Origin of the sequence: Mycoplasma simbae ATCC 49888 (assembly GCF_000702705.1) — a bacterium.
In the GTDB taxonomy this organism is placed as follows: Bacteria; Bacillota_I; Bacilli_A; order Mycoplasmatales; family Metamycoplasmataceae; genus Mycoplasmopsis; species Mycoplasmopsis simbae.
The window spans coordinates 67,491-73,533 of sequence record NZ_JNJG01000008.1 but is presented as its reverse complement, the minus strand read 5'-3'; the positions used below and the strand labels follow the sequence as shown (position 1 = coordinate 73,533).

Annotated in this window: 5 protein-coding genes; all 5 read left to right on the top strand. The window is 29.4% G+C overall.

The genetic code is table 4. The features are described from left to right. The first annotated feature begins 448 nt into the window (after nucleotides 1-448). From T329_RS0102800 to T329_RS0102780, 5 genes are read left to right on the top strand one after another with little or no spacing between them, the layout of a single operon-like run. The gene (locus tag T329_RS0102800) at nucleotides 449-2,119 is read left to right on the top strand and encodes a hypothetical protein (protein WP_029608920.1); all 1,671 of its coding nucleotides are present in this window, start codon (nucleotides 449-451) and stop codon (nucleotides 2,117-2,119) included. A gap of 5 nt (nucleotides 2,120-2,124) precedes the next feature. Then, on the top strand, nucleotides 2,125-2,370 hold the full coding sequence (locus T329_RS0102795; RefSeq protein ID WP_029608919.1) for a toxin-antitoxin system YwqK family antitoxin: 246 nt from the start codon (nucleotides 2,125-2,127) through the stop codon (nucleotides 2,368-2,370). A 16-nt stretch (nucleotides 2,371-2,386) separates the two neighbouring features. Continuing rightward, nucleotides 2,387-3,514, top strand: a complete 1,128-nt coding sequence (locus T329_RS0102790) for a hypothetical protein (RefSeq protein ID WP_051630145.1) — start codon at nucleotides 2,387-2,389, stop codon at nucleotides 3,512-3,514. After that, a complete protein-coding gene (locus T329_RS0102785; protein ID WP_029608917.1) occupies nucleotides 3,515-5,488 on the top strand; it encodes a hypothetical protein in 1,974 nt (657 codons plus the stop codon). A gap of 37 nt (nucleotides 5,489-5,525) precedes the next feature. After that, a complete protein-coding gene (locus T329_RS0102780) occupies nucleotides 5,526-6,038 on the top strand; it encodes a hypothetical protein (protein WP_029608916.1) in 513 nt (170 codons plus the stop codon). Nucleotides 6,039-6,043: the final 5 nt, after the last annotated feature.

Here is a 6,043-nt window from a genome sequence, read left to right as displayed (position 1 = left end):
AGTACATCGATTCAATAAACAATATGCCAAGAGAAATTTTAGGTTGAAAAACATCCAAAGAAGTTTTTCAACGTTATTCTTCTGTTAGTGTGTAATCACACTAAGAAAATTTGTTGCACAAATTTATGTCGGTTTTACAAACCGAGAATTTTCTAATTAAAATAAATAAAAAACAACGTGCTCAACCATGAGTTTGCACGTTGTAATATAATAAAAGTAAGTGTTGCACTTGAACCTTCATTATAGGATAAGTAAGTTTTTAACTTACTTACTTATATATGTGTGTGTTTATATATAAATAATAAATTATTCATATATAAACAAGTGCTTGCTACGCAAGCAGTATTAAATTAATCTAAGTTATTAATTTATTTAACATTAATTAAAAGTTATTAAAGTTAAGTACACTAACAATAGCTTAGTTAAGCAATTGTTAAGAGGTTATTACATGTTAAGCAAATTACAAAATTTACCTACTTTTAGTGAAGATAAATTAAAACAGTTATTACACTATACAGACAATGAAGATAATCCTTCATATAAAGCATATAAATCAAATGCATTTTTTAAAATATATTCAGGAGCTAAAGGTGTATCAAAATCATTTGGAAGAATGATAGAAACAATATATAGAATTGTTAATGATAAAGATTTTTGTTCAGTATGATGTAGAAATCAATATAACCATATAAAAACAACTTTAAAACCAATGGTAACTAAAGTTTTAAATTTTTTAGCTGAAGAACATAATTTAGATTATCGAGATTGTTTTAATATTACAAATGAAGCTGTATATTGAAATTATCCAGATGAAGGACAAGGAAGAGCTATATTTTTTCAAAACTGAGAAAAGATTCAAGCATTCCAGGGATTAACATTATCTAAACCTACATTTTATTTTGGAGAGTTAGTAGTAGATGAACCAATCGAAGATGTATCGGATAGTGAAAAGTTACCGCACGAGCTAGAAGAGATATATGAAAAGCAATTAGAAAAATTACCATTACTAATTCAAAACACTGTTTTAAGAGAAAGTAATAATTCACACAGTAAAAATATTAATGTATCGTTTTTATATAACATATTCACTTTAAAACATTTTCTAATAACTGATTATCATAATTTGGTTATTCCAATTGTTAATGATAATGAAGAACCTAATAATGAAGTATTAGAAGAATTAATCAAAAATCATTATATTCAACGTGAAGATATGAATTATAAAAACGGTGTTGGATTAATCGTTACTATGTTTTCTAAATATTTCATACCTAAAAAAAACTTAAATATGATTCAAATGAAAATGTTAGATGACTTAAGGGAAACTAACTATCGATTATGAGTTATTACAGTTGTTGGTTTTGCATTTAACTTTAAACCTAAGAATTTAAATTATTTTATGAATTCAATACTGTTTGACGATGAAGGGGAATATCGAAAAGATATCGTTAGATTAGTTGGATATAAAAAATTTAATGAAATGTTACAAACTAATAAACCTATAGGAATATTTCACGGCTATGACCATGGAATTCACGATAATGCCAGCATTTGCACGGTTGCTTTATTTGAAAGCGGAGATTTAGTTGTAATTGAAGCGATAGAGGATATTAAAACCAAACTTAAAAAAGTTAAAACCCAATTTATAAATCGAGAGATTATAAAACTAGTTGTAAAACACGTGCAAACCATTAATGAAAAAATTGAAAGTGCTTTAGGCATAAATTACATTAATGAAAAATTTATTAATGGTTATACCAGCACAATTTATTCTGATCATAATGCAACTATAGAAGCCTTAAACATAGAATTCAATACTTTAAATATTAATTCAATTGCTGTGCCAGCAGTGCGCAAGCCTTCACAGGCATTCGGAATTGCTGATCGCCAAAGGTGGCAAAAATGATTATTCCAAAATAAGCTAATCAAGTTTTTAAATAACGGAAGTGTAATCTTAGTTAAAAAATTAGCATCTCAAGCGATAGATTGAAACGAAGATAAGCGCAACGAAGATATAAACCCCCGCATATATGATTTGATTAATGCTTTTGAAATGGCGTGTAGCGTTGTATTTAAATATCAATACATATATAAATCAAATGGAGAGTACAAGGAATAATCAAAATGGAAAACAGCACAAAATCTTATCAATACCACAAGAACGGAAAAATTATGTCTGAAGTCTCATATGTTAAATCAGCTAAACACGGGATCGCAAGAACTTTTTATATAAACGGTAACATTTGCCACGAGCAAATGTGATGAAACAATAAAAAACACGGCGAAGAGAAATTATTCAAGCCTGGCGGCCAATTGAGATATTTAGCAAAATGAGAAAACGGCACAATGAAAGAAAAACAATGATATTAAACAAGGAGGTTAGCAAATGGCATTACAAAGTGAAGTAAGTAAAAACTTAATTGACGGATTAATAAACTTAAGAAAACCGCCTCACAACAAATTAGAAAAAATAAAACCTGACAGTAAAAAGCAATTTTTAAATTATGGCAGCCAAACAACCATAAACACACTCTGAAGCAACTATCCGGAAATATACGCAACAAGCGGAGATAAAATTACAATAACGCCAGACAATTTAATCAGTTTGCAAAAGTTAGAATCGTTATTATACGCAAAAGGTATTGCTTGTTTGCGTGATAACTTTATTGTTGGCGAAGTATTAGATTATGTATTAACCAATGGCGAGATTAGGTATTTACAAGTTAGTCTAAAATTCAATAGTGGCATAACTCAAATCGAAGTTATCGAAACCTGAAGCGCTCCTATAGGTTCAGACATTCCTGAATTTAGTTTTAAAGTTAATTATCAAGACTTAATGCAAAATAGGCAAAAGTTAGATATTCTTGATAAATTAAAAAACTATCACGGATATACAGCCCTACAAACTACTAAAATACCATACAAAATATTTTTTAATAATTCAACTAAGCTTGGAGACCTGGAACAAGTAAATAAAGAATATTTTGAGTTGCTGAATCGAGATTTAAGTGTACTGTTGCAAGATTCATATATTTCAGCACCCTGAATTTTTATTGAATCAAATAAAACTATCGCTGACAAAATAACCGCAGGAACGGAAGATATATCAAACCGTGTTATTACATTACCACCCCAAAATAGTCTATACGGAAATTATCCAATACAATCAATCCAGGGGCAAAGCCAATCCTTAACTCTAATTCCTAAAGTTGATAAAACTATTTCACTAATTAAAAAATTTGCATTCTTAAAAAATGATTCTAGCGATTTTGGAACTAAAAATATGCACAACGTCGAAGCACAGCAAATTAATAGCGATTTTGAAGACTATATCGAGCATAAGGCGAACTTAAGGGAAATGCAACTAATAGATTTTTTTAAAAGCTTTATAAATTCAGATGTTGAAAAAATTTATATAACGGGTTCAACAGCATGAAACAAAAAATATGCATTTAGCCCTGAAATGATTCAAAACAAAAATGTAAATATCCAGATGAAAAAGACGGAGGAGTAAATGCAAACATTAGAACGCATTGAAGAATTAGTCGAACCTATCACGCTAAGACGTTTTGAATTTTTTCAAACAGATGAAAATATATCAATTAAACCTTACTCTGTTAATATCATTGTTTGAGACAGTCAGAAAACAAAAGAAGTAGAAGCTTTTATCAGTGATACCACTTTTATTAATCCCACAAATAGCAAAAGCCCAATTATTAAGCATACTGTTGTATTTAGCGAGATAATAGAATACAAAAACGGTTTTGCGATGTTATGGGATAAATTAACTAATAAAAAATATGTAGTGGAACAAATAAATGTAACGCGCAGCCCACAAAATCCCGATGAAGCGGCGAGCGTAGCTATAATTAGCGATTTTGAGGCGTTCCAAGCATCAAATGATATTTATATCGTCTTAACACGTGAACACGCTAAAAACCCCCTTATTTCGCTTCATAACGCCTCTTTAGTGTCTAACGTTTACTCATTAGGAGTTAGCGGAGTTAAAAAACTTGTAGATTTAGAAAAAACTAGCCCAATATTAGTTCACCCTGTTGACACAACAAGGAATGCTGAAAAAATGTTTTTACCGTTTTTTAAATTTTTTGAAAATACAAAAATGGCGGATATGAGAATAACCAATCCTAGCACAGCACAAATAAATACACTTAATGAGCAAGCGGGCTTTAAAAAACTTTTTGAGAAGTTAGAAGAAATTATCCAAAACGCCAAAACCATTGAAACTAATTTTTTAGGCAAATCAGAAGAATATAAAACCAATTTTCAAAAAACTATTTATGGCGGTAATGATTCAAAACAATATACAAACTATGCATTAAGAGAATTTGAAAATTCAGCGGATAACAAATGAACGAGCGAAGAGTTCAGAACATTTATTTTATTGTGTTCAAGTTTTTTAACAAGTGATTATTGCGTAAATGGAGGTTACACTAACGAACATAAAAATGTATTCCCTTTTTATATTGAATATGACGGATTTTTTACTCTGAAGTCAAATTATTTTGATTTAGGAATTTTAGGATCACGAGCAAGCAACGAACAATACAACGTACTAGTGGACAAAAAATTTAACAAGGTTATAAATTCATTGCAAGAGATTAGCGAAAATAATTTTAATGCCGGCAATTATTCTTATAGTATGAGCACAATAACGCCTGATCATTACAAATTTTTAGTCCGTTGACCATTTGAAAAATTGCAATGGCAAAGCACATATTACGAAAATGAGCAAACATATAAATCATTTTTTAAATTTAAAAACATACATAAAAATTTAATTGATAGAAAAAAAATTAAATTAAATATTAATTATGATGAGTTAGGAGAACCCACTAGAACAGGTTCAGAAGCTCACACAACAATAAAATATTATTTTTTAACATTTAAAAAATTAAATGAGCTTATAAGAACACAAGAAGGTGAAAATTACACAATCATAAATAATTTAGTGAAAGTAAAAGAAGTTGAAACGGTTTATAGTGGGACCGTGCAATATCAAGACTCCTTATCCTATGAAGTTCATTATAACTCAATTGAAGAACATAGTTATGAGCGAGAAATAGGAATAGCGGACGCTCAGACTGGGATAGAATTATCTGTCAAAACTGTGAAGCCTTTTTATAACTCAGTGTTAGAAGGGCAAATTGCAACTGAAAAAATAATAACTAAAACCGGTCTTGAGTTGCAAATAGGGACAAGCCAAGCAGACGAAGAGAATAGCCAAATAAGCGAAATGCAATCAAAAAATTATGTATACGGCTATGAAGATTATTTTAACTATGTCGGAACATTAAATTGAGTTGAGCCTTATGAGCTTTATACATTGCCACAAATGGATAAAACACACAACAAAGAAATGATTGTCAAGGGTGTTTGAATCCCCGGCAAATTAAAAATATCAGGAATTGAGCATATATTTTTTAATGAAAATGTACAAGAATTAAAAATTAAATATATTGAAAACTAAATAATCAAGGGAACTAACGCCCTGGAAAAGGTAGAGAATGAAACAATTAGAAAAATTAGCATCAGCACTTGAACTTGACGTTAATTTGTTGATGTCAAAATTAAATTTAAAAGAAAACGCTAGCACAAAAGAATTAGCGGATTCGCTGGGATTTTATGGGCTTTTCTCAGATAAAGATGACTTAACCGCATATATTAAGTCTAAAGTTCAAAACAAACAAAACGAAATTGACGCATTAAAAATTGAAAGCCAGGAATTAAAACAAAAAAATACTGATTTAGAAATCTCTATAAAAAGTTTTAATGAAAAATTAAACAATGACATAAAAACCACGTGGGAAAAATTGAATTTACCAATTGATTCATGAGGCGAAAACATTCTAGATATTAATGACATTGATTTTAAAAATCTAGCTTCAAGCGTTCAAACATATGCAAAAAATAACAATATTAAAGCAAACGAAGTTTTACCTAACGAAATTAATGAAACAAATAAAACTTATTCTATTAACTCGGAACGCTTTAATGTTGGTTCAAGAAGAATTAAATAAAGGAG